At 44.0% G+C, this 22,446-nt stretch carries 23 protein-coding genes and 2 riboswitches; of the genes, 2 read left to right on the plus strand and 21 right to left on the minus strand.

Annotated features, from left to right (window positions below):
- The first annotated feature begins 50 nt into the window (after positions 1-50).
- Positions 51-1,709, plus strand: coding sequence for a PucR family transcriptional regulator (locus OIT90_RS18005; protein WP_474892801.1), 1,659 nt, complete (start codon positions 51-53; stop codon positions 1,707-1,709).
- Here OIT90_RS18005 and ablB read toward each other — a convergent pair.
- The 21 genes from ablB to OIT90_RS18110 all read right to left on the minus strand — a co-directional run bounded on the left by ablB (position 1,704) and on the right by OIT90_RS18110 (position 21,141).
- Positions 1,704-2,549 carry a putative beta-lysine N-acetyltransferase gene (ablB, locus tag OIT90_RS18010; protein ID WP_212040338.1) on the minus strand — a complete coding sequence of 282 codons (846 nt, stop codon included), beginning with the start codon at positions 2,547-2,549 and terminating at the stop codon, positions 1,704-1,706. The genes OIT90_RS18005 and ablB overlap by 6 nt on opposite strands.
- Before the next feature lie 21 nt (positions 2,550-2,570).
- Positions 2,571-2,762, minus strand: coding sequence for a hypothetical protein (locus tag OIT90_RS18015; RefSeq protein ID WP_126681389.1), 192 nt, complete (start codon positions 2,760-2,762; stop codon positions 2,571-2,573).
- A gap of 111 nt (positions 2,763-2,873) precedes the next feature.
- Complete coding sequence (gene purD, locus OIT90_RS18020) at positions 2,874-4,148, minus strand: phosphoribosylamine--glycine ligase (RefSeq protein WP_474892802.1); 1,275 nt, start codon at positions 4,146-4,148, stop codon at positions 2,874-2,876.
- 12 nt (positions 4,149-4,160) lie between these two features.
- Positions 4,161-5,699: a bifunctional phosphoribosylaminoimidazolecarboxamide formyltransferase/IMP cyclohydrolase gene (purH, locus tag OIT90_RS18025; protein WP_461199329.1), complete on the minus strand. Its 1,539-nt coding sequence runs from the start codon at positions 5,697-5,699 to the stop codon at positions 4,161-4,163.
- A gap of 15 nt (positions 5,700-5,714) precedes the next feature.
- Positions 5,715-6,284: a phosphoribosylglycinamide formyltransferase gene (gene purN / locus OIT90_RS18030; RefSeq protein WP_041087079.1), complete on the minus strand. Its 570-nt coding sequence runs from the start codon at positions 6,282-6,284 to the stop codon at positions 5,715-5,717.
- Positions 6,281-7,321, minus strand: coding sequence for a phosphoribosylformylglycinamidine cyclo-ligase (purM, locus tag OIT90_RS18035; RefSeq protein ID WP_039176942.1), 1,041 nt, complete (start codon positions 7,319-7,321; stop codon positions 6,281-6,283). Before purM ends, purN begins: the two co-directional genes overlap by 4 nt.
- Before the next feature lie 96 nt (positions 7,322-7,417).
- Positions 7,418-8,848 (minus strand): amidophosphoribosyltransferase, encoded by a 1,431-nt coding sequence (purF, locus tag OIT90_RS18040; protein WP_039183010.1) that lies wholly within the window; start codon positions 8,846-8,848, stop codon positions 7,418-7,420.
- Positions 8,824-11,055, minus strand: coding sequence for a phosphoribosylformylglycinamidine synthase subunit PurL (gene purL / locus OIT90_RS18045; RefSeq protein ID WP_474892803.1), 2,232 nt, complete (start codon positions 11,053-11,055; stop codon positions 8,824-8,826). The genes purF and purL overlap by 25 nt, the downstream gene beginning before the upstream one ends.
- Entirely contained in the window at positions 11,039-11,722 is a 684-nt protein-coding gene (gene purQ, locus OIT90_RS18050) for a phosphoribosylformylglycinamidine synthase subunit PurQ (RefSeq protein WP_024424510.1), read from the minus strand. Before purQ ends, purL begins: the two co-directional genes overlap by 17 nt.
- Positions 11,719-11,973 (minus strand): phosphoribosylformylglycinamidine synthase subunit PurS, encoded by a 255-nt coding sequence (purS, locus tag OIT90_RS18055; RefSeq protein WP_003214349.1) that lies wholly within the window; start codon positions 11,971-11,973, stop codon positions 11,719-11,721. Before purS ends, purQ begins: the two co-directional genes overlap by 4 nt.
- A complete protein-coding gene (gene purC / locus OIT90_RS18060) occupies positions 11,966-12,688 on the minus strand; it encodes a phosphoribosylaminoimidazolesuccinocarboxamide synthase (RefSeq protein WP_039176936.1) in 723 nt (240 codons plus the stop codon). Before purC ends, purS begins: the two co-directional genes overlap by 8 nt.
- Before the next feature lie 72 nt (positions 12,689-12,760).
- Positions 12,761-14,056, minus strand: a complete 1,296-nt coding sequence (purB, locus tag OIT90_RS18065; protein ID WP_024426701.1) for an adenylosuccinate lyase — start codon at positions 14,054-14,056, stop codon at positions 12,761-12,763.
- Positions 14,053-15,195: a 5-(carboxyamino)imidazole ribonucleotide synthase gene (gene purK / locus OIT90_RS18070; RefSeq protein WP_064497674.1), complete on the minus strand. Its 1,143-nt coding sequence runs from the start codon at positions 15,193-15,195 to the stop codon at positions 14,053-14,055. The genes purB and purK overlap by 4 nt, the downstream gene beginning before the upstream one ends.
- Complete coding sequence (gene purE, locus OIT90_RS18075) at positions 15,188-15,676, minus strand: 5-(carboxyamino)imidazole ribonucleotide mutase (RefSeq protein WP_039183007.1); 489 nt, start codon at positions 15,674-15,676, stop codon at positions 15,188-15,190. Before purE ends, purK begins: the two co-directional genes overlap by 8 nt.
- 169 nt (positions 15,677-15,845) lie before the next feature.
- A riboswitch (purine riboswitch) is annotated at positions 15,846-15,947 on the minus strand.
- Between the two features lie 79 nt (positions 15,948-16,026).
- Complete coding sequence (locus OIT90_RS18080; protein WP_012009137.1) at positions 16,027-16,227, minus strand: NETI motif-containing protein; 201 nt, start codon at positions 16,225-16,227, stop codon at positions 16,027-16,029.
- Entirely contained in the window at positions 16,224-16,778 is a 555-nt protein-coding gene (locus OIT90_RS18085) for a DUF2179 domain-containing protein (protein WP_024424505.1), read from the minus strand. The genes OIT90_RS18080 and OIT90_RS18085 overlap by 4 nt, the downstream gene beginning before the upstream one ends.
- Before the next feature lie 205 nt (positions 16,779-16,983).
- On the minus strand, positions 16,984-17,775 hold the full coding sequence (locus OIT90_RS18090) for a hypothetical protein (protein WP_474892804.1): 792 nt from the start codon (positions 17,773-17,775) through the stop codon (positions 16,984-16,986).
- 220 nt (positions 17,776-17,995) lie between these two features.
- Positions 17,996-18,175 carry a YezD family protein gene (locus tag OIT90_RS18095; RefSeq protein ID WP_047202807.1) on the minus strand — a complete coding sequence of 60 codons (180 nt, stop codon included), beginning with the start codon at positions 18,173-18,175 and terminating at the stop codon, positions 17,996-17,998.
- Positions 18,176-18,186: 11 nt separating this feature from the next.
- Positions 18,187-18,348, minus strand: a complete 162-nt coding sequence (locus OIT90_RS18100; protein ID WP_165585024.1) for a hypothetical protein — start codon at positions 18,346-18,348, stop codon at positions 18,187-18,189.
- A gap of 208 nt (positions 18,349-18,556) precedes the next feature.
- The gene (locus tag OIT90_RS18105) at positions 18,557-19,882 is read right to left on the minus strand and encodes an NCS2 family permease (RefSeq protein ID WP_034282847.1); all 1,326 of its coding nucleotides are present in this window, start codon (positions 19,880-19,882) and stop codon (positions 18,557-18,559) included.
- A gap of 144 nt (positions 19,883-20,026) precedes the next feature.
- Positions 20,027-20,128, minus strand: a riboswitch (purine riboswitch).
- A gap of 107 nt (positions 20,129-20,235) precedes the next feature.
- Positions 20,236-21,141: a LysR family transcriptional regulator gene (locus OIT90_RS18110; protein ID WP_474892805.1), complete on the minus strand. Its 906-nt coding sequence runs from the start codon at positions 21,139-21,141 to the stop codon at positions 20,236-20,238.
- 100 nt (positions 21,142-21,241) lie between these two features.
- Between OIT90_RS18110 and OIT90_RS18115 the strand changes: the two genes are divergently transcribed.
- Complete coding sequence (locus OIT90_RS18115) at positions 21,242-22,429, plus strand: MFS transporter (RefSeq protein WP_474892806.1); 1,188 nt, start codon at positions 21,242-21,244, stop codon at positions 22,427-22,429.
- Positions 22,430-22,446 lie beyond the last annotated feature (17 nt).

Consider the following 22,446-nt stretch of genomic DNA (forward strand, 5'->3'; position numbering starts at 1 on the left):
TATTTTTTATACATCGTGTATAAGAGTGTTCAAAAGGAGGTCATGAGTCTATGGCGATTCTCGTCAAAGATGCACTCTCGCTCGATATCATGAAGGAAACAAAGCTGCTTGCTGGAGAAAATGGACTGGATCGCCTCATTCAGTGGGTGACCATCGTGGAAATTATCGAAGATACTTCAAGGCTTTCAGAAGGAGAGCTGCTTGTCACAACCGGCTTTGGGCTTGCAGACAATAGGGAAAGGCGCGCCCGGCTTGAAGAACTGATTCAATCTGATCGTCTATCCGCCATTGCCATTTATAAAGGCGTGTACTTAACGGAAATTCCTGCATCACTGATCGAAGCTGCCAAAAACAGCGGCATTCCACTCATCGAGATTCCTTCACATGTCAACTTCTCAGACATTACAAAAGCCGTTCTAGAGCAAATCGTCAGCAGCCAGCTCCACCAGCTTAAATATTCTTCAGCCATTCACCAAAGACTGACTCATTTAAATGTCAGCAATAAAAATGTCACACAAATTACAGATGAGCTGGCACATCTCACTTCGGCAAACATCGTTGTGCTTGATGTTTTTTTACATCAAACAGCAGCTCATCTCATAAAAGATGAAGTGACGTACTCTCCTGCTTTTGGCTTTCTGACAGATCGTGAACCAATTGAAACGACGCCTCTTCTTAAGCAGGCTGAGGAGAAAGGACGGCTCGTTTATGACACGTGCGGTGCGTTTGTCCTTGCTGCATGTCCGGTGATTGCGATGGGTGATATTTTCGGGTTTATTGTGTCTTTGAAGAGAAAGGATGCGTGGCATCATCTCGACGCGATTGCCATCGAGCATGCCGGGGCCGTGTATGCGATTGAATGGCTGAAGCAAAAAGCCATTCAAGATACAGAAAACCAAATGCAAGGTCATTTGTTAGATGATATTTTGCAGCAGCAATACACAGAAGAAAGCTATGTCATCGAGCAAGCAACAAAGCTGCAATATGATATGAGCGATGAGCAGGTGGTCATCTACTTTCAATTTCAGCATCAGCACACACAGCTCGATCACCAAATGATGCAGCGCCTATCTCAATTGCTCACGTCGATATTTGAACGCAGACATATTCCTTTTTTACTTAAGACAAGGCTCGATTCCATTTTTGTTCTTACCCCCGCAGGAAAAAAAGCGTTTCAAGAAGCGGAGTGGTATCGCGCAGCAGAAGAGTGCCGGAGCACTTGGTCTTATTTTTTCCCCATCCATCCAATCGTGATTGGCATTGGGAGAGCCTATGACCAGATCGGTCTCTTTGCAAAAAGCGCGAAGGAAGCGCAGTATGCAGCAAGACTTCTTCCGCTTTTAAAGACAGACGAATGCATCATTCATTATCAGAAGCTCGGCTTATACGGGATGCTTCTTGAAATGAATGAAGCGGGTATGAATTTGCATGACTTTTACGTGGAGCTGTTAAGTCCTTTGCTTTATACGAAAAAACAGGGAGCTGACCTGATCCATACACTCGAAGTGTATTTGGCCCACAATGAAAATATTCAAAAATCTGCGGGAGAATTGTTTATTCACAGACATACATTAAGCTACCGGCTAAAACAAATTGAAACGAGAACAGGCTGCAACCTCAAATCCACGGATGATCGGATGAAGCTGCAGCTCAGTATCATGGCGTACCGCCTATCTGGTCTGCTTGATCAGATGAGAACCATTTCATGATTCATTCGGCGTTTTGACCCATAGATTCATATCTTCAATTTTGTCAAAAATATAGCAGTTGTTTTGGAATCGGCCGGTATATGTATAGCCGAGCTGATAAAACACTTGATTCATTCCATAGGACAGTGCACGTGCAAGAGAATAAAAGACATAAATGTGCATGGATTGAAGTTCTTTTTCGAGTGCTAGAATCAAATGATGCATGAATCCTAGTTTTCTGTATGCCGGAAGGGTCGCACAGTCTGTTAATTCCGCATGACCATAAGGGACATTGATTTCAGCAGATGCTGCACTCACAATGTGCCCGTCATGTTCAACGGCATAAAAAACCGTCCCTTCCTCCATCACCTTTTGGATGTAATCTGGCTCATTCATTGGCGTAGGATACGTTTCAAAGACGGTATCATAGAGCTTTGCCAGCTTGTGAATATCCTGCGTATCCGCTTTCCTCATCACATACTCATCCTGCCACATGCCTTGATCTTTTTTGAGAGGCTTTTCTTGAATAGACGCAACAATTTCATCTTCCTTCAGCCAAAACGGGCTGTTCATTCGACTCTCCGTCAGAAAGAGCGACATGCCGTACGCATCACTTCCAAGAAAATAATGAGAAAACACACCTTCAAGCCGAAAGCCTTTTTCTAAAAAAAGAGGCATATGCTCACGCCTGACTTTCACAATGACCTTAGAAGCCTTACAGTCCGCCGCTTCCTGAAGAACCGACTGAATCACATCCCGCACCCTGCCGCTATAGTCATCCAAACGGATTCGCTCATTAAATGAATCAATACAGATCGAGGCAGAAAAACGCTCGTTCGCAAGTTCCTTCAATTGCACCATATACTCATCCTCTCTTATAAATCAGCTAAAAAAAATCCAAATGGAACATGAAACAATGACGATACCAGAAAAAATCGACATGATCATATACCTAATGGCTGAGCCTTTTTTGGCTTTGTTTTGCTTTCTCGCTTCATACATGATGAGATTTGAGAACAGTATAAATAAAATAAGTAGAACGATGGCAAATAGAATGATTCCTTGAATGACCATGCTGCCTCCTCATAAATTCGTCATCCCATATTACTTCTTCATATTCGAGCATCATCCCTTCTCATGAACAAAAAACACCTTTCCATCTCGTCAGATAGAAAGGTGTTTTGATTAAACGTTTTTCCCCGCAGCCTTCAGCGCACGGGCACCAATGTCACGGCGATAAAATAGACCTGGCTGTATGATTTCTTCAACCGCTTCATACACTCTTGATCTTGCCGCTTCAAATGTGTCGTCAAATGCGGTTACATTCGCTACACGGCCGCCATTCGTGACGAATTGATTGTTTTCTTTTTTTGTTCCTGCGTGGAAGGTCACGACATCAGAGACAGTCGTTTGCAAGGTACCGATTGGTGTGCCTTTTGCATAGTCTTCTGGGTATCCTTCTGATGCAAGAACCACACTAACAGCCGCAGTGTCTTTCCACTGTAAGTCCACATCTTTTCCATCAAGAATATCGAGAAATACTTGAACTAGATCTGATTGTAGACGAGGGAGAACCACCTGCGTTTCAGGGTCGCCAAAGCGTGCATTGAATTCAATCACCTTTGAGCCTTCTGGTGTCAGCATTAAGCCTGCATATAAAATGCCTGTAAATGGACGCCCTTCCTGCACCATTGCGCGAGCTGCCGGTTTGACGACGTCCTCCACCGCTTTCTGAACCACTTCATCTGAAATCTGCGGAACTGGTGAATAAGCGCCCATTCCGCCTGTATTCGGCCCTTTGTCATCTTCAAAGGCCCGTTTGTGATCCTGCGCAATCACCATCGGGTACACATTTTCTCCGTTGACAAAGGCCATGAGTGAAAATTCCTCGCCTGTTAAAAATTCTTCGATAACAACAGATGCACTGGCATCGCCAAACTTTTCATCCTCTAAGAAATCATGCAGACAGTCGATCGCCTCTTCAAGCGTCATCGCGACTGTCACACCTTTTCCTGCGGCGAGACCGTCTGCTTTAATCACAATCGGCGCACCCTTTTCTTCCACATATGCCTTCGCTTCTTCAAACGATGTGAAGGTAGCATAAGCGGCTGTTGGGATATCATAATTTTTCATTAAGTCTTTTGCAAATTCCTTTGAGCCTTCAATGACCGCAGCTTTTGCATTCGGTCCAAATACTTTTAGACCTGCTTCTTCAAATGCATCAACGACACCTGCGATTAAAGGAACCTCTGGACCGACAATGGTTAAGCCGATTTCGTTTTCTTTTGCAAAACGAATTAATGCCTCATGATCGCCTTCGTCGATTGGTACAAGCTTCGCAGCATCTGTCATTCCATCATTGCCGGGTGCGACAAATACTTGGCTGACAAGTTCACTTTGATTCACTTTCCATGCGATGGTATGCTCTCTTCCGCCTCTGCCGATAATTAGTACGTTCACTCTGTCATCCCCTTAATGTTTGAAATGTCTAACGCCAGTGAAGACCATGGCGATGCCGTATTCATCTGCCTTTTGAATCGATTCTTCATCACGAATAGATCCGCCTGGCTGAATGATCGCTGTGACGCCTGCCTTTGCAGCAGCTTCCACTGTATCGCCCATTGGGAAGAACGCATCAGAGCCTAGTGCGCTTCCTTTTGCCTTTTCACCTGCTTGCTCAATCGCAATGTTCGCTGAGCCAACACGGTTCATTTGACCAGCACCGATCCCTGCTGTCATTTGATCTTTCGCAAGAACAATGGCATTTGATTTCACATGCTTGACCACTTTCCAAGCAAGTTTTAAGTCTTTCCATTCGTCTTCTGTTGGTTCTCTTTTCGTTGGAATAGAGATCGTTGCTTCCTCTAAGCCGTACGTATCAATATCCTGAACAAGTAATCCGCCATGGACACTTGTCAGCTGCTTTTCTTTTTTCCCAAGATCCGCTTCTACATCTAATGTTAATAGACGAAGATTCTTTTTCGACGTTAACACGTCAAGTGCTTCTTGGCTGAACGAAGGAGCGATGACAATTTCCAAGAAAATTGTATGCAGCACGTCAGCCGTTTGTTTGTCTACTTCACGGTTAAGTGCCACAATGCCGCCAAAAATAGAAGTTTCGTCTGCCTTGAACGCTCGGTCAAATGCTTCTGCAATCGTTTCTCCTGTACCAACGCCGCACGGGTTCATATGCTTCACAGCAACAGCTGCCGGCTCCGTGAATTCTCGTACAATTTGGAGTGCTGCATCTGCATCTTTAATATTGTTATAGGAAAGCTCTTTTCCATGTAATTGCTTTGCAGTAGCCAACGAACCTTTCGCTGGAAGAGCATTTTCATAGAAAGTCGCCGCTTGGTGCGGGTTTTCTCCATAACGAAGGGATTGTTTTTTCTCAAACGTGACAGTGAACTGTTCTGGCTCTGTTTCGCCCACAAAGTTTGTTAAGTAATCCGCAATCAGAGCATCGTATGCAGCCGTATGACGGAATACCTTTGCAGCGAGCTCACGCTTTTTCTCTAGTGACACGCCGCCTTCTTTGATTTGCTGAATGACTGTATCATAATCACGAGGATCGACAATCACTGTGACGTCTTGATGGTTTTTTGATGCTGCACGAAGCATTCCCGGTCCGCCAATATCAATGTTTTCAATTGCTTCTTCATATGTCACATCGGCTTTTGAGATCGTCTCTTTGAATGGATAGAGATTCACGACAACTAGATCAATCGGCTGAATGCCATGCTTTTCAATCTGTGCCATATGCTCATCGTTTTCTCTCACTGCTAAAAGTCCGCCATGAATGTTTGGGTGAAGTGTTTTGAGTCGTCCATCCATGATTTCAGGGAATCCAGTGACTTCTGAAATCCCAATGACATCAATACCGTTCTCTTGAAGAAGCTTGTGTGTACCTCCAGTTGAAATCACTTCAACACCAAGTTCTGTTAATCCTTTCACAAAAGGTACAAGATTCGTTTTATCGGAAACACTGATTAATGCGCGTTTGATCGTCATGCCTTCGTCACCTCATTAAGATAATTCTAAAAGTGATTTGATCACTTTTGGATATAGTGTGTGTTCTAGTTCATGCATTCTTTTTTCAATCGATTCAAGCTCTTCCCCTTGTTCGATGTAAATCGACGCTTGGTCAATGATCGGACCCGTATCCATGCCTTCATCGACAAAATGGACAGTGATGCCTGCCACTTTGACGCCTGCTTGATAGGCTTGGCCAATAGCATCAAGCCCTGGGAAGGCTGGCAGCAAAGACGGATGGATATTGACAATTTTCCCTCTGAATGCTTCAAGTAATGTCGGACCAATCAGTCTCATATACCCAGCAAGGAAAACCCATTCCACTTCATGCAGCCTAAGCTGTTCAATGATCGTTTGTTCAAAAGCGGCTTTATTCGGAAAAGCCTTCGGGGTAAATGCAAAGGAGGGAATGCCCTCTTTCTCAGCACGCTCCAGCACCTTTGCCCCCGGTTTATCACAAATCACAATGGCGGCCTCTGCCTGCCACTGTTCTTTTTTTAATGTATCAATAATGGCTTGAAAATTCGTCCCGCTTCCAGAGGCGAAGATCGCAAACTTCTTCATGAGAGGCTTCCACCGCCGAATGTGACACCTTCTCCTTTTTGAACACGGCCGATGAGAAAAGCTTTCTCTCCGTCTTCTTCAAGTCCTCTGATCACTTCGACAAGATCATCTTCTTTTACGGCTAAGACAAAACCAATGCCCATATTAAACACGTTGAACATTTCTTCAGCCTTTAACTGTCCTTTTTCTTGAATAAAGGAGAAAATTGGCGGTACCGGCCATGAGCCGTTATCAATCTCAACGCCAAGCCCTTCAGGCAGCATACGTGGTAAATTTTCAATAAAGCCGCCGCCTGTCACATGTGCCATACCGTCAACCTTACCGGCTTTCACTTGTTTAAGAACAGGCTTCACATAAATTTTGGTCGGTTCAAGAAGCTCTTCTCCAAGCGGTCTTGTAAAAGGTTCATACGTTTGATGAAGGTCAAGACCAGCGTCTTCAAGCAATACTTTACGAACGAGAGAGTACCCATTGCTATGAATTCCGCTTGAGCTGAGTCCAATCAGCAAGTGCCCCTCTTTGATGCTCTCTCCTGTCACGATTTCATCCTTTTCAACGACGCCTACTGAAAAACCAGCAATATCATATTCATCTTCTGTATAAAGACCCGGCATTTCTGCTGTTTCTCCGCCGACAAGCGCTGAACCAGACTGCTCACAGCCGTCAGCCACACCTTTGACAATGGATTCAATTTTCAAAGGATCTGCTTTTCCGACTGCTAAGTAATCTAAGAAAAAGAGCGGTTCTGCCCCTTGTGCAAGCACATCGTTGACACACATTGCCACGGCATCGACACCGATCGTATCGTGTTGATCCATTAAAAAGGCAAGCTTTAATTTCGTTCCGACACCATCTGTTCCTGAAACAAGAACGGGCTTTTTATATGGCAGCTCAGATAAATCAAACATACCGCCAAATCCACCTAGAGCACCCATGACGCCTGCTCTTTTTGTACGTTCTACGTGTGTTTTCATTCGTTTAACGGCTTCGTATCCTGCTTCGATGTCGACACCGGCGTTTTTATATGCTTCTGACATCCCATTCACTCCTTTTAGCTGCTTCTCTTCCATTTATTTTCAGCAGAATGAAAGAGCAGCATATCAAATCATCTTGACTGCTGCTCCTTTATTCGATTATTTCGTCAGTGCTGTTTCCTTCACATGCGGAAGAACAGTATCTTCATAAATTTCAGTCGGGTATTTCCCAGTAAAGCATGCTAAGCATTGACCGCGCTGCGGATCATCATACTTTCTGCCAATCCCGTCCATTAAACCGTCTACAGATAAAAATGCAATGGAGTCTGCACCGATTTCCTGTCTAATTTCTTCCACTGAATGAGAAGAAGCAATCAGCTCTTCATGTGTGGACGTATCAATTCCATAAAAACACGGATGTGCAATTGGCGGTGAACTAATGCGGACATGGACTTCCGTCGCACCCGCTTCTCTTAGCATCGTCACAATGCGGCGGCTTGTTGTTCCGCGTACGATGGAATCATCCACCATCACGACACGCTTTCCTTCGACGACCCCGCGCACAGCAGACAGCTTCATGCGCACGCCCTGCTCACGCAGTGCTTGAGACGGCTGGATAAAGGTTCTGCCGACATAACGGTTTTTAATTAAACCGAGCTCATATGGAATACCTGTTGCTTCGGCATATCCAATCGCTGCAGAAATACTCGAATCTGGTACACCTGTCACAACATCTGCTTCGACATGCGCTTCCTCAGCAAGCTTTTTGCCAAGGTTCTTTCTCGCACTATGCACGTTGATGCCATTGATATTGCTGTCAGGTCTTGAGAAATAAATGTATTCCATGCTGCACATGCTGCGGTTAATATTCATGGAGAAGCGCTCAGATTTGAGGCCTTCATCATTAATGATCAGCATTTCGCCAGGCTCCACATCTCGTAAATACGTGGCGCCGACAACGTCAAATGCACATGTTTCAGAAGCAACGACATAAGCGTCCCCAAGCATACCAAGTGAAAGCGGACGTAAGCCGTTCGGATCAAGTGCCACAATCATTTCAGTTTCCGTCATAATTAAGAAAGCATATGCTCCTTTAAGCATGGACAGGGCATTTTTGATCTGCTCTTTCAATTCAATATAGCCGCTGCGCTTAATTAAATGAGCGAGCACTTCAGTGTCAGAAGATGTCTGAAATATACTCCCCTGGTTCTCTAGCTGCTGCTTTAATTGCGTTGCATTCACTAAGTTCCCATTATGAGCAAGGGCAAGACTGCCGTTGTTTTGCGAGCGGAAGAAAAGGGGCTGCACATTTTCAAAGCCGCCTCCGCCTGCTGTCGCATACCGGACATGTCCGATTGCACCTTTTCCTTTCAAATCCTTTAGCTCACCGTTTTGAAAGACTTCCGTAATCAGTCCAAGGCCTTTATGTGCCGTCAGGTTTTCACCATCTGTTGCAATGATTCCCGCACCTTCTTGTCCTCGGTGCTGAAGACTATGCAATCCGTAATATGTGATTTGCGGGGCTTCTTCGTGTCCCCAAACCCCAAAGACGCCACACTCTTCGTTTAAGCCTCTGATTTCAGCAAGCATGGGATCGCTCCTTTCCATGCGCATTCAAGTTCGTTGACCGCTGCATGAATCCATTGTTGTCCTTCTTGATTTTTGACGGTGAATACACCATCATTTGTGACCGTTCCAACTTCTTTCGCATCTTTGACAGCCGCAGCAAATGCTTCACGGTGCTCTGGTTTCACTGTGACAACAAAACGTGACTGTGTTTCACTAAATAATGAAGCTTCGCTGTTTAAATCCATTTGGATATGAGCGCCAAGACCGTCTGTTCCAAATGTACTTTCAGCAAGTGCGACACCAAGACCGCCTTCAGACACATCGTGTGCTGATTGAACAAGTCCGTTTTGAATCGCAGCAAGAAGGGCTTCCTGACGCGTGAGCTCTACATCCAAATCAATTTCCGGTGCTTTTCCGTAAATACGGCCTTCTGTCATCTTTTGTAGCTCACTGCCTGCGAATTCTTCCTTCGTCTCACCAATCACGAAAATCACATCGCCAGCCTGCTGGAACGACTGCGTCGTAATATGAGCTGTATCTTCAACCAAACCAACCATCCCAATGACTGGTGTTGGGTAAATGGCTGTTCCATTTGATTCGTTATATAAAGAGACGTTACCACCGATAACTGGTGTGCTTAGCTTGCGGCACGCTTCGCTAATACCGTCAGCAGATTTTTCAATTTGCCAGAAAATTTCTGGTTTCTCTGGGTTACCGAAGTTTAAGTTATCTGTTACTGCAAGTGGACGAGCGCCTGAGCAAACAATGTTACGTGCTGCTTCTGCGACTGCGATTTTCCCGCCGACCTCTGGATCAAGGTAGAGATAACGAGCGTTACAATCGGTTGTCATCGCAAGGGCTTTTTTCGTTCCACGGATTCTTAAAACGCCCGCATCAGAGCCTGGTGCAACGACTGTATTTGTCCGAACCATGTAGTCATATTGATCATAGACCCATTCTTTACTTGCGATCGTTGGCTGCTGAAGGAGCTGCTTTAACGTGTCTGCTGCATCTGTGATAGCAGGTGCTTCAACTTTTGTTTCTAAAAACTCACGGTAGTAGGCAGGCTCACTTGACGGTTTGTGATAAACCGGCGCTTCTTCTGCAAGAGCGTCAACAGGAAGCTCACATACCACTTCACCTTGATGGAGTAAACGAAGCATTTTATCGTCTGTCACATGACCGACTGATACTGCTTCAAGATCGTATTTTTCAAAAATATCAATGATTTCTTGTTCACGGCCTTTTTCAATGACCAGAAGCATTCTCTCTTGAGATTCAGACAGCATCATTTCGTATGCTGACATGCCTGTTTCACGCTGCGGGATGAGATCTAGATTCATCTCGATACCAGAACCTGCTTTACTCGCCATTTCCGCACTTGAGCTTGTTAAGCCAGCCGCTCCCATATCCTGAATCCCAACGAGTGCATCGTTTTTGATGACTTCAAGGCACGCTTCAAGCAGCAGTTTTTCCATAAACGGATCACCGACTTGAACAGCTGAGCGTTTTTCTTCTGATTCATCAGAAAATTCCTCAGATGCAAATGTTGCACCGTGAATTCCGTCACGTCCCGTTTTGGCCCCAACGTACATGACCGTGTTGCCAACACCTTTGGCCTGCCCTTTTTTGATGTCTTCATGGTTGATTAGTCCAACACACATTGCATTCACGAGCGGGTTGCCTTCATAGCTTTGATCGAAATGAACCTCTCCGCCGACTGTTGGAATTCCGATACAGTTTCCATAGCCTGCGATCCCTGCCACTACTTCTTCAAACAAGTACTTCACGCGCGGTGAAGTCAGTTCACCAAAACGAAGAGAGTTTAATACAGCAATTGGACGCGCACCCATGGAGAATACATCACGGATAATTCCGCCGACACCTGTCGCCGCTCCTTGATACGGTTCAATCGCAGATGGATGGTTATGTGATTCGATTTTAAATACAACCGCTTGGTTGTCTCCAATATCAACGATTCCAGCGCCTTCCCCAGGACCTTGAAGAACGTGCTCTCCTTTTGTCGGGAATTTACTTAAAACAGGCTTTGAGTTTTTATAACTGCAATGCTCTGACCACATGACAGAAAAAATACCCGTTTCTGTGTAGTTTGGCAGCCTGCCAATAATGGATTCGATTAAAGCGAATTCTTCATCACTCAATCCCATTTGCTGATACAATTTCTCTTCTTTAATTTGCTTGTGACTTGGTTCAAGCAGTAGTGACATGAGTGTCCCTCCAATTTTTCACGATAGATTGAAACAATTTAAGTCCGTCTGCGCTGCCTAGTAATGAATCAACCGCGCGCTCAGGATGCGGCATCATGCCGAGTACATTGCCCTCTTCATTCGTTACACCTGCAATTCGATTCACACTGCCGTTAATATCGTCTCCGTAAGTGAAAGCGATTTGGCCGCGTTCAATGAGCTTTGCTAAAGTGTCTTCATCACAGTAGAAGTTGCCTTCACCGTGCGCTACAGGAATCGTAATGGATTCGCCTTTTTGATAACCGCTTGTAAATTGCGTTTCGTTGTTTTCTACAATGAGTTCAACTGGTCGACAGATAAACTTCAAGTCTTTATTTCGTCTCATCGCACCCGGAAGAATGCCAAGCTCCTGAAGAATTTGGAACCCGTTACAAACACCAAGAACAGGTTTTCCTTCCTCAGCTGCTTTCTTCACCGCCGGCATGATGTTTGAGAAGCGGGCGATCGCACCACATCTTAAGTAATCCCCATAAGAGAAACCGCCTGGTACGAGTACACCGTCAAATCCGTCAAGACTCGTTTCGTCGTGCCATACATATTCAACTTGTTCACCTAGCTCATCTTGAATCGCATGGTACATATCGATATCACAGTTAGAGCCAGGCAAGACGATCACTGCAAACTTCACTGTGCGACAACCTCCTCCACCTCATAGCGGTAATCTTCAATCACCGTGTTGGCAAGTAATTTTTCGCACATTTCTTTGACGACTGTGTCTAAATCACGATCTGATTTTTCAATGACAAGCTCCATGTATTTACCGATACGGACATCCTTTACTTCCTGATAAGACATGCTGTGCAAAGCGTGCTGCACGGCACTTCCTTGTGGATCAAGAACGCTCTCTTTTAAGCTGACAAAAATTTTCACTTTATACATGTTTATGGCCTCCAAGTCTTTTGAAAATTTCTTCGTATGCATTCGTTAAGCCGCCCAGGTTTCGTCTGAACACGTCTTTATCAAGCTTTTCGTTTGTATCTTTGTCCCAAAGCCTGCACGTATCAGGTGAAATCTCATCAGCTAGCAAAATACGATTCTCGTGATCTATTCCGAATTCAAGCTTGAAATCAATTAAATTCACATGGCAATCTGAGAAGATTTGCTTTAATTCTTCATTCACTTGTCTTGTGATCTGTTTCATTTCCTCTACCTGTTCAGGTGTGGCTGCATGTAAAATGCGAATATGATCTTCTGTAATGAGCGGATCGCCGAGTGCATCATCTTTGTAGTAAAACTCAATCAAAGGTGTGTCCAGTTTCGTTCCCTCTGGAATGCCAAGGCGTTTTGACATACTGCCCGCCACTACATTTCGTACAACGACTTCAAGCGGAACAATCTGTACCTTTTGAATGAGCTGTTCTGTTTCAGAGAGGCGTTTTACAAAGTGATTGTTGACCCCTTTTTCATGCAGCATTTGAAAGATTAAGCTTGAAATCTCGTTGTTCAGTCTGCCTTTGCCTTCGATTTCAGCTTTCTTTTCGCCGTTAAATGCTGTAGCTGAGTCTTTATATTCAACATATAAAATATGCTCGTCATCGGTCTGATAAATTCTTTTCGCTTTGCCTTCGTAGAGAAGTTCTTGTTTCACAGTCATTCAGGTTGGCCTCCTAATTTGAATGTTGGCAATTTTCAGGATTGGGCGCCTGGCGAGCAGGCGACCCATTTCTTACGCAAGACCTAGACGTTCGAAAATCATATCGACATTTTTCAAATGATAGTTGTAATCGAAGCAGTCAGCGATTTGTTCAGGTGTTAAACGTGACGTGATTTTTTCTTCTGCTTCTACTAATGAACGGAACGGCACTTGCTTCTCCCACGCTTCCATTGCCTTTGGCTGAACCGTGTCATATGCCTCTTCACGTGCCATGCCTGTATCGATTAAGGCAAGAAGAACGCGCTGTGAGTAAATTAAGCCAAGTGTGCGGTCCATGTTGCGTTTCATGTTCTCAGGAAAGACCGTCAAGTTTTTCACGATGTTTGAGAAACGGTTGAGCATATAGTTCAGTGCAATCGTGGCATCTGGTAAAATGATGCGCTCAGCAGATGAATGAGAAATATCACGCTCATGCCAAAGCGGTACATTTTCATAAGCTGTCAGCATATATCCTCGGATCACACGGGCAATCCCCGTCATATTCTCAGAACCGATTGGGTTACGTTTATGCGGCATCGCTGATGATCCTTTTTGTCCTTTCGCAAAGAACTCTTCTACTTCACGTGTTTCACTCTTTTGAAGACCACGGATTTCAACAGCAAATTTCTCAATGCTCGTTGCCACTAAAGCAAGAGTAGCCATGTAATCTGCATGGCGGTCACGCTGCAAGGTTTGGGTTGAAATTGGTGCAGCTTTGATGCCAAGTTTCTCACATACATATTGCTCAACAAACGGGTCGATGTTCGCATATGTGCCAACAGCTCCAGAGATTTTGCCGTATTCAATGCCAGCTTTTGCTTGTTTAAAACGTTCTAGGTTACGCTTCATTTCTTCGTACCAAAGACCAAGCTTCAGGCCAAATGTTGTCGGTTCAGCGTGTACACCATGTGTACGGCCCATCATGACGGTATATTTGTGCTCTTTTGCTTTTTCTTTTAGTATGTCAACAAATCTCTCAATGTCCTTGAGCAAGATATCATTCGCCTGTTTTAATAGATATGAAAGCGCCGTATCCACTACGTCTGTCGATGTTAATCCGTAATGAACCCACTTTCTTTCTTCTCCTAGAGATTCAGATACAGCACGTGTAAAGGCAACCACGTCGTGGCGCGTGTCTTGTTCAATCTCCAGAATACGTCCAATATCAAAGCTTGCATTTTTGCGCATTGTCACAACGTCTTCTTTCGGAATGACGCCAAGCTCTGCCCAAGCTTCACAAGCGAGAATTTCTACTTCAAGCCATGCATTAAATTTGTTTTCCTCTGTCCAGATTGCTGACATTTCTGGTCGTGCGTAACGTTCGATCATTTCCCGTTTCCTCCATCTCTTTCAGTCCATATCTTTGTGATGTTTGTCATCCATTCATCATCGAGCTTTTTCATAAACGTCATATGCCCCATTTTGCGGCCGGCTTTTACTTCATGCTTTCCATATAGATAAAGCTTCGCTTCTTTGAGAAGCTCAGGATGCTCTTTTGGAATGTCCACTTCATCGCCTAATAAATTCACCATCATTCCCTCTGATAAAAGGGCTGTACCGCCAAGCGGCAGACCACATATAGCACGGACGTGCTGTTCAAACTGACTTGTCTCACATAAATCGAGCGTATAATGGCCAGAATTATGCGGGCGTGGTGCCAGTTCATTGACGAGCAGCTTTCCGTCATTTGTCAGGAACAGTTCTACAGCAAGAGTACCAACCAGCCCCAGCTTTTCAGCCAGTGTTGTTGCAAGTTCTTTCGCCTTCTCCTGAATGCGGTTCTCTACCCTTGCAGGCACAATGCTTTGGAACAAAATATTATGCTTATGAATGTTCTCAGCGACTGGGAATACGGCGATCTCTCCATGAACAGAACGAGTGACGATCACCGAAAGCTCCATTTGGAATGGAACCCAGCTTTCTAAAATACATGTTCCATGTGTGAGCAGTGCAGCAGCTTCCGGAAGCTGTCCTTTTTCTTTGATGACGTACTGTCCTTTTCCATCGTAGCCGCCTCTGCATGTTTTCAGCACGGCTGGCAAACCGAGCGCGTTCACGGCATCTTCCAGCTCTTTTTCATCATGAATGATGCGGTAAGGTGCTACTTCACAGCCTGCGTCTACAATCCCTTTTTTCTCGGTCTCACGATTTTGAGTTAAAAGGAGAAGGTCGCTTCCTTGTGGTAAATAGGCTTCTTCCTTCAGCTGATTCAGTGCATCATAATCAATATTTTCAAACTCATAAGTCACCACATCGCTGATTTCTGCCAGCTTTCGAATCGCTTCAAGGTCACTATATGCGGCTGTGATTTCTGTATCGGCAACCTGTCCGCAAGGAGATTGTGTGACCGGGTCTAGAACTGCTGCCCGGTACCCCATTTGCTTTGCGCTGACGGCCATATATCTGCCAAGCTGTCCGCCGCCAATGATACCGATGGTTGCGTTTGGAAAAATGGTCTGCTTAGCCAAGCTGATCACTGCTTTCTAGTACAGTCTGTTTTGTCTGCTCTCTTCTTTCTTCAAGGCGAGCTGCGATTGTTTCATCAAATGCTGAAATCATTTGTGCGGCAAGAAGGCCTGCATTTGTTGCACCGGCTTTGCCAATTGCTACTGTAGCAACTGGTACACCGCCTGGCATTTGAACGATGGATAATAAGGAATCCAGCCCGTTTAGTGCTTTTGATTGTACAGGCACACCAATGACCGGCAGTGTCGTTTTTGCTGCGACCATTCCCGGTAAATGTGCTGCGCCTCCAGCACCGGCAATGATGACCTTTAGTCCTTTACCTCTTGCTTCAGTCGCATATTCAAACATCAAGTCAGGTGTCCGGTGTGCGGATACTACCTGTTTTTCATACGGAATGTTTAATTCCTCTAAGATGTCGCACGCATTTTTCATTGTTTCCCAATCAGATGTACTTCCCATGATGACACCTACAAGCGGCTTCATTTTGTCCCCACCTTTAAGCTGATATTCGATTTTGTATCGTTTGACACGCTTCCCAAACCTAAGCAGCTTGTCAAACGCCGAACAAAAAGGCCCGATTTGCATTGCATTGTTAGGAAGCAACACAAACCGGGCCATGGTAAGCGCTGTTCGCTTTTGAATTGCCATGTCAGTTTTGTTCACTATCCTGCATAGTCCAGTCATTTACGGTAACTGGGTAGAAACTTATGGGCCATATTCCCAAGATTATATGAGGCTCGTGTTTTGATTTCATGTTTATCTTAACAACGGATGTTCATGATGTCAACGGATTTATCGAACAATCTATGAAGTCGTCGTTTTAATGTTCGGATTTAGACTATTTTTCCTTCAAATACGATTTTTTTCCCAATCGGAATGATCTGAATCGACCCATTTTCCTTCTTTTCTTGAAAAATCGGTTCCTCCATTCGTCGGACAGGCGAGTAGCCTTCCGCTGCCATCTGGGACAACACTTGATCAATCGTCATGTTGTCTTCCACATAGAATTTTTTCTTCTTTGGTTTTGCGGTCATTCTTTAATTCTCCTTTTCTTCACAGCCTTCACCCAGAAGCCGCCGTGAATCGATTTGGGTTCATATGAAATGATAAACGCCTTTGAATCCAGCGTCTTAATCGTTTCATATAATTGCAGTTCATATTTTCTCGGTGTTAAAATTTGCAATGCTGTCCGGTCTCCTTCAAGACCGCCTGCTACCCAGCTGGTGACACCATATCCTTTTTCTCTCAATTGTCTTGGGAGATCGACATCCAATTCTTTTGTGATCACGTTAACAGTTGTGTAGCCAAGTGCCAGCTTCTCTTCAATTTTCATCCCGACAATGATCCCCATTCCATAACCTAGGGCATACGCAATGACATTTTGTATTTGATCTAAGTTATCTAGAACGATACTTAACCCAATGACATAAATGAGCATTTCGATCGTACCCGCAAAAGCAGCTGCGTACCGTCTGCCTTTCATTGTTAAAATTAAACGCATGGTGGAAAAAGAAACATAGACAATATTAATCACTAAAATGATTAAAACCATGGTGAACGCATTGGATAAAAGTTGTTGAAGCACGATTCGAACCCCCTGCACTAAAAAATCAAATAAAGCACCCCATATTCTACTAGAGAACATACCTTGATACAATCAAATTTACGCGATCAAAACACATATATCTTTCGACAACAAGGGTGGTGTTTGTTACCAAGAGTTTACCCGTTTTTTTCTCTTCTCAACATGAAAACCCCCTTTTTCAAAAAAGGAGGTTTTCAGGTGTGTTTTATCCGAATCGAACAGGAACAAGTGATGGAATCAAATACTCCCCGACTATGCCCCAGAGCAGCGCGATGATGACAAGCTCAACCAATAAAAAGACCCAGCCTGCATACATCAAATCTCCACGTTCGGCATCATGCTCCGATTGAATCGAGCGAAAGAGCACGACCGCAATCAACTGAAGGCCGAAAAACATCATTACGGATAATATGACGGTCACATATGGAATATTCAGCATGGCAAATACAAGCCAAAGGATGGATAAAACCAACACCGGCACAAGCGCAGCACCAAACTTCATGATCACTTCTTTCAGTGATATGTTTCCTTTTAGCATGTATTTTCCGAGCAGCCAGACAGTGAGCATCATCAATGTCAACACAATAAGTGTAAAGACTGCAACCCTCAAAAAGGCGTCACCAAAAGAATAATGAATGCCAAAGCCTAATAAACGGGTCTTTGACGCCTTTAATTGAACATAGTTGCCTAAAGCAAAAAACACACTGAATAACACAATCGAGATCCAGGCGTACTTCATACGCAATGTTTCCGCTTGATTGATGGCCTGGCTCGGTGATTTTAACATCGCCAGTCCATATGAACCATAACGCTTAAACGCGCCTCCTACACCTTGCAACATACGCTGGATGGTTGAACGCTCATCATCTGCTGATTTTGAGGTTCTTCCACGTTTTGCAGCGCTGCGGCTGAGGCGGGATTGCCTTGTTTCTTGATCTATTGATGACTCTTTATTTTTCTTTTCAGATGTCCTCTGATCTTGATCTTTCTCTAACATCTCATATCAACTCCTATCCAATCCTTACAGACTCAAGTAAATGAACTGTTCGGATGACTCCTCTTAAGGTAGCGGAGTCTCTCTATTCAGTCAAGATTCCTTGACGTTCATACGAATAGACGGATAAAAGGCAGCAGAGGTTTTAAAACGGAGAGAAAATAAGACAAAACAAAAAAGCTGACGGCCTCCATCAGCTTTTTATCAATGTTGAAATTCATGGTCAACGATAGTGACTCCGCTTTCCTTGCTGAACTCGGAGATTCTCCTGATGAGCGGGGAACCGAGTCTTTTTGGTCGTATCGACCTGTGTAATATGGCCATTATGAATGGTGATGACCACTGATCCATAGTCGATCCCTTTTAAGGCAGATAAAATATAATTCAGCTTTTGTTCATCCATCGCTCATCCCCCTATTTTTGTTTTCGCTCTTTTAAATAGAGAACCTCATTTTCCAGCTCATGAATCGTGTAATGCATGAGCGCTTCCTGCTTTTCTTCATGCCCCCATAAAAGGAGCTTTTGAATCAGCACCTGCTTTTTTCGTTCAATCACCTGTCTAAGCCAGTGTGACAAAAGACATCTCCTCCCCTTTTGAATGTATGCAAGAAAAAAAGGCACCCTGAAACCTTCTATTAAAAAAGGAAATCAAAGCGCCTTTGGTGATCCAATCAGCGAATTATGTCTTTTTATCATAAACACATAATTCCTATAAGTCAACTATGTTTTGATTTTTTTAACAAAAAAACAGCAGCCTTCATGAGCTGCTGTTTCAGATGTTCAATTAATGATTTAAGAAAGCAAAATATAGAATAAAGATGACAAACAATCCGTACATAATTGGGTGCACTTCTTTCGCTTTCCCTTTAAAGATCATCGTAATCGGGTAGAAAATAAAACCAACCGCAATCCCTGTTGCAATACTGTATGTCAGTGGCATCATAATCATCGTTAAGAACGCTGGTACCGCAATTTCAAAACGATCCCATGCAATTTTCGCCAGCGGAGCGACCATTAGTGCACCGACAATAATTAAAGCAGGTGCTGTTACATTCGATGTAACGATGGATAAAAGTGGTGAGAAGAACATCGCAAGCAAGAAGAAAATGCCTGTGACGACCGCTGCAAAACCAGAACGTGCACCAGCAGCAACACCTGAGCTAGATTCAACATAAGATGTCGTTGTAGATGTCCCAAGAACAGAACCTACAACAATAGAAGAAGAATCCGCTAGCAGTGCTCTTCCTGCACGAGGCAGCTCATTATTTTTCATTAAACCAGCCTGTGTTGCCACAGCCACAAGTGTACCAGCTGTATCAAAGAACCCAACGAATAGGAACGTCAAAATCACGACAAGCATTTGGATGGAGAAAATTTCTGGCAAGTGAATCAAGGCTTGACCAAAGGTTGGAGACAAGCTTGGAATACTTCCCACAATTTGAGATGGTACTGGCACAAGACCAAAGATCATCCCAGCAATAGCTGTCACAAGCATCCCAATGAAGACACCTGCATTCACTCGAAGAACCATTAAAATGACCGTCACAACGATACCAAACACCGTTAACAAGACAGGACCACTATGAATGTTCCCAATCGAAACGAGCGTATTATCATTATTGGCGATAATGCCAGAGCCTTGAAGACCAACAAACGTAATGAACAAACCAATACCTGCACCAACCGCCAGCTTCAGCTCAGCCGGAATGGCATTGATGATTTTTTCACGGAAACCTGTTAAAGAAAGGGCTACGAAAATCAATCCTGAAACAAACACACCCGAAAGTGCTGCTTCCCATTTAATGCCCATGCCAAGCACAACCGAAAAGGCGAAGAACGCATTCAGACCCATACCTGGTGCAATCGCAATTGGATACCTGGCGATCAATCCCATCAGGATACACCCTGCAGCAGAAGCTAACGCCGTTGCTGTAAAGACAGCGCCCTGATCAATACGTAATTTATCTGGAAAATCCGGTACCGACACTAATGCAAGTGTGATCGGATTGACAAACAGAATGTAAGCCATCGACAAAAATGTGGTTAAACCACCGATGATTTCTCTGCGGTAATTCGTTCCTAACTCATCAAACTGAAAAAACTGTTTCAAGCCAACTGACTCCCTTCATGTCCTTTTGCTTTAGCCTGCCCCATTCACTAGTCAAATAAAAAACGCCCCAACAATTTTGGGACGCTTGACTACATATGTGAATTCAGACTGTGACATAAAACAAGAACAATGCATGATTTATATCAAACGAGTGTGAATTGACGTAGTCAAGCCATTTACGGTAGCTTGGTAGAAACTTGCGGGCCATATCCCCGCGATTATACGACTTCTATCTATTTGATTTCTGTGTCTATTGTACCAACTTCATTTTTAAAACACAATACGAAAAGCGAACATTTTTCAAAGAAATGTCCGCTTCATTCGTCTTATTACACGAATTTGGAAATTCCCATCTAGTTCTTTATACACCCTTCTCCTAATCCTTCTTTTTTGGCAAATACTGTTTCGGCTACACGGAAAAACTCTTTCACTGCCGGAGAAGCTTGGGTGAGTGAAGGACAGGCGAGCGCAACTTCACGATGATGAGAGACATTCAGCTGACGAATATGCACAAGCTGCTGCGTTTTTAAAAACAACTCCGGACCAATCGTGACGCCGAGTCCTTCCCCTACCATACGAGCAATGGTCGTACAATCATGAACTTCAAATAAAACAGCCGGCTTCATTTGCGCCTCTGAAAAAATATCCTCTACATGTGATTGATACATGCCAGTCGGCATAATAAATGGTTCATCCGCCAAATCTGTTATATCTACAATGGGCTGCTGCTCATATCGGTGATTTGGATGATAGGCGACCACCATCTCATCTTTGATAAGCGGCAGTAAATCAAAGGCTTCATCCGCATGGCCTTTCACAACAAATCCAACATCAATGATGCCTGAATCCAGCCACTCCAATATTTCTTCATACGTTCCCTCATAGAATTTAAATTCGATTTTTGGATGCTTTTTCTGATAGCTCACAAGCAGTTTAGGCAATAAACAAGCAGAGGCACTGGCAAATGTGCCGATACGAATCAAGCCTGTTTCAATATTTTTCGTTAACGCAATTTCTTGCTGAATTTTCTCCACTCTATTTAACACTTCTCTAATATGCGGGAGAAGCGTTTGACCAATGTCCGTCAGCATAATGCCCTTTTTTCGGTCGCGAATGAATAAAGACACACCCCACTCTGACTCTAAATTCGCCACTGCATGACTAACAGCTGACTGCGTCATATTTAATGCTTCAGCTGCTGCTGTAAAACTGCCAAGTTCCACCACTTTTGCGATAATATCAAAACGAACAAAGCTCATGAGTATTTACTCATCTCCTCCATGAAAAACATCAATTTTACTTATGTTAGCACGGAATTTAAACTAAAGACAACGTATCAACATGAAGGAAGGGTTCAAAATGAAAAACACATCTCATCAGCTATTGATTGTTCTTTTAGCTGTCGGTTCATTTGTCACAGGCACGTCAGAATTCGTCGTGTCAGGCATTCTAGATATCATTGCTGTCGATTTACACATCTCCATTCCTGCTGCCGGACAGCTCATCACCGTCTATTCTCTTTTTTATGCAGTAGGCGCTCTCTTTTTAGTCATGGCAACGTCGAAACTGAACCGTAAAAAAGTTTTGTTAGCGGCTATTTTTGTGTTTATTTTAGGCAATATGCTCGCCTTTTTCAGCCATCATTTTGTGCTGCTCCTGCTATCTCGCGTCATCATGGCCATGAGCGGCGGCTTATATATTGTCGTTGCCACGAATTATGCAGCGCAGATCGCCCCGCCAGAAAAAAAGGGAAGTGCAATGGCGACGGTCATCACTGGATTCACCGTTTCACTCGTACTTGGTGTGCCGATTGGAACATTTCTATCAGGTCAAGTGGATTGGCACTATATTTTTCTCATCATTGCACTAGGTACGGCTTGTCTCTTCATGCTTCTTTATCAATTGCTGCCACGCATAGAGGGACATTCTCATCTGCCATTAAAGCAGCAATTACACATTCTTCAAGACCGCAGAGTGATCAGCGGCTTAGCCACAACCGTCTTTTGGATCTTAGGCTACACGATGGTCTTTGCTTATATCTCCCCATTATTACGACAGACCGCTGGCTTTTCTCTTGAAATGACAAGCATTGCCTTGCTCGTCTTAGGAATTTCTGCTTTTATTGGCTCACGTTTTGGCGGCTTCGCCGTCGATCAATGGGGACCAAACCGAACCATCTCGATCAGCATCATGATCCAGATGGTCGCTCTCTTTACCTTATTTTTTACTCAATTCTCTACAATTACCGTCTTGATCACGCTTGCCATTTGGGGCATCGCTACATGGACAACAACACCAGCGAAGCAGTTTTATCTGATCTCCCTTAAACCACAAGCATCAGAAACCGTGCTGAGCTTTAATACAGCGATTATGAACATCGGCATGATGCTCGGATCGTCTATGGGCGGCGTGATTATTCAGTATACAAATGTAACGAATTTAAGTTGGATTGGTGGGATAGCTAGTTTTGTGGCGTTGATGTTGATTCGGTATTCGTTCAATCGTCATCGACTGGTAGAACAACAGACAAAAAGCGAACATGTGTAATCATGTTCGCTCACTTA

The organism is Bacillus sp. ABR, assembly GCF_056172715.1.